This is a genomic window from Morganella morganii H1r, from assembly GCF_000633515.1.
Classification (GTDB): Bacteria; Pseudomonadota; Gammaproteobacteria; order Enterobacterales; family Enterobacteriaceae; genus Morganella; species Morganella morganii_B.
The window spans coordinates 1-2483 of sequence record NZ_AYMP01000104.1; the positions used below are offsets into that span (position 1 = coordinate 1).

2 protein-coding genes are annotated in these 2483 nt (G+C 44.4%); both read right to left on the bottom strand.

Going from position 1 to position 2483, the window contains the following annotated elements; all coding sequences use genetic code 11:
- Window positions 1–1844 (bottom strand): hypothetical protein (locus U868_RS0123150; RefSeq protein ID WP_025155351.1); only part of this gene is annotated, 1844 nt, incomplete at its 3' end.
- A gap of 68 nt (window positions 1845–1912) precedes the next feature.
- Window positions 1913–2483 (bottom strand): hypothetical protein (locus tag U868_RS0123155; protein WP_025155352.1); only part of this gene is annotated, 571 nt, incomplete at its 5' end.

Here is a 2483-nt window from a genome sequence, read left to right on the forward strand (position 1 = left end):
CTGCCTTTTTTGTTTTGCTCGGAGCGTTGTTGCTGAAGTTCTGCTAATTTTTTCATACCGCTGATGTATCTGTTTATCTGATCATCATCGGTCATCCCCATGGCCGTTGCGTTTAATGTTGCGCGGTATTCGGCAGCTGCAACGGCGCCCTCCTGCATCTCAATTTTAAGTGCGGTGACGTTTTCTTCTATTGAATTAAGCATTAACTCAAAAGAATTATCTGCTTTTGTTTCAAACAGGTTTCTTAAATTTGATACGGCAATATCGGCATCTCCCGCCTCAACCCCGATATCAATCATTTTTTTTCTGAGAGACTCGAGAGCAACTTCCATTTCCGCAGCAGCAGGCGAACCTGTTTCAAGCGTTTTACTGAGTAATTCATTAGATTCGATCAGTGATTTTGCTGATTCGTTATATGCTTTATTTGCGGCAATCTGACTTTCTGTCATCCCGGCATGACCATTACCAACATCGGTAAATTTTTGCTGTTTACGGGTTAGGTCTGATACTGACGAGCCCAAAGTGTCGTAATCACCTTTGAGCGTTGTCAATTTAGAGGAAAGGTTAGCCAGAACTTGCGAATACATCAGACCGCTATACTGGTTTTGCTGTTGCCACCGCTGCTGCCCCATTGACATCATTTCATCAATGCGCGCCTGCGTATCCTTAATTTCCTGCTCTACATTCTTCAGATTCTTGGTCTCAAGCTCAATGGTTAGCTTTGTCTTCTCTGCTGCTGCTTTAGCCTGTGCCGCAGTAAGCTCATCAAGTTTCTGAATGGCTTCATTAATCTTGTTTTTGTATTCGTCGATTTTTGAGTTATCACTCATAGCCTGATAGAGTGCATACACTCCGGCGACGGCTAAAAGAATAATACCGGTTGGCCCACCAAATAACGCCATAACATTGCGCAGGCCATTCATTGCTACCGACTGAGCCGTTGATGCCTGCGCTGCCCTTGCCTGAGCCGCAGCAAGTGTGTCATTCGCTGCCGCTGCCGTGGTTTTAGCTTTCTGCTCAAGCGCTGTGGCTGCATTTAATTCCTGCGTAACCTTGGCCTGAGCCGCTTTTGCTGCTGTAAGTTTATTTTCGACCTGCTCAACCTCTCTGCCGGTTGTGGCAAGGTGCTTCTTGATTTTATCTTCGGTGGCATACAGCGCATTTTTTGCTTTTTGTACTTCGCGGAGATTTCCCTCGCTGGCGAGAATTTTATAACTGTTCTCTGCCTCTTTTACTGCCATAACCTGCTTGTCGCGGATCAGCGCTAATTCTTTCTGTCTGGCGTCTACGGATGCCTCAAACCCTGACAGGTTGGCGACTTCTGATTCTGCCGCCTTAACAGCCGCGTCCGCCATTTCTTTTTTTGCTTTAGCTGCTAATGCCATTTGAGATGCAGATGCCTGATATGCCGCAGCTTCTCTTTTGATTGCCTCTGCATTTTCGACTTCGGCAGCGGTTGCAGCAATAGCCGCCTGAGCGTGCCTCAGTAACGAGTTCGTGGCACTGCCGATGTTTCCAATGTAACCGGCACCTAATGCGCCTGACACTGTGCCAATGACACCGGTAAATTTATTGTTTGCCGTCGCCGCTTTATCCGCTGCTGCTGAGTTTGCTCCCATCTTGCCGGATAACTGAGCCAGATCACGCGATAGTTTGTCGATAGTTGGCATTTTCAACGCGGTAGAAACCTGTGCTGCTGTCGTGTCCAGTTTCGACATTGCTTCAGTGGCCTTTCCTGACGACCGTTCAAGCCCACTCATTGCCTTATTGACCTGCTGTTCACCAGTAAGCAGACCTTTAACATCCATGCTTACCTGATAGACGATCTCACCAACGTTTGCCATTTTGTAGGCTCCTTAAAAAAGAAAACCCCATCACAAGGACGGGGTTTGTTTATAGTTTTATTACACATCTATCCAGCAAGATTCCTATAGTAATTTAAGGAAACCCAAGCGGATCTATTTCCTGTTTTAGATACAGCTAATGAAATCTTAATAGTGGCATCTTTTGTTTTATATTCAGCATCAAGGGGTGAGCAATCGTTCTTATTGATACAATCTGATATTAATTCGTCATATTGTGACTTGCTGCGAGTTGGCTCATTAAGACTATTTTCAACATGCTCCATCACAGCCTTATATGCATTCACTATTGAATCATGGCTTTTATCTTCAGAAAGAGAAATTTCTCTGGTTCTGGCATTTATGAGACCAAGGCCTACCGATGTTTCAAAGTACAGATAATATGCTTGTACTATTGTGACTTCTTTGGGTGCTTCGTGTGTTTTAGCAATAACGATTCCGTCATCATTGCCAACATATTCAAAATCTTTAAGATTTTTTGATTTGATATCATTGTAAGATTCTCCCCATTCAAATCCAAATGGAGCATCAGTGGAAAACTCACTTTTTTCCTTACAACTCACCAAGGCCAATATTGCAATAACCGCAATCAATACCTTCTTCACATCCCCACCCTCAATA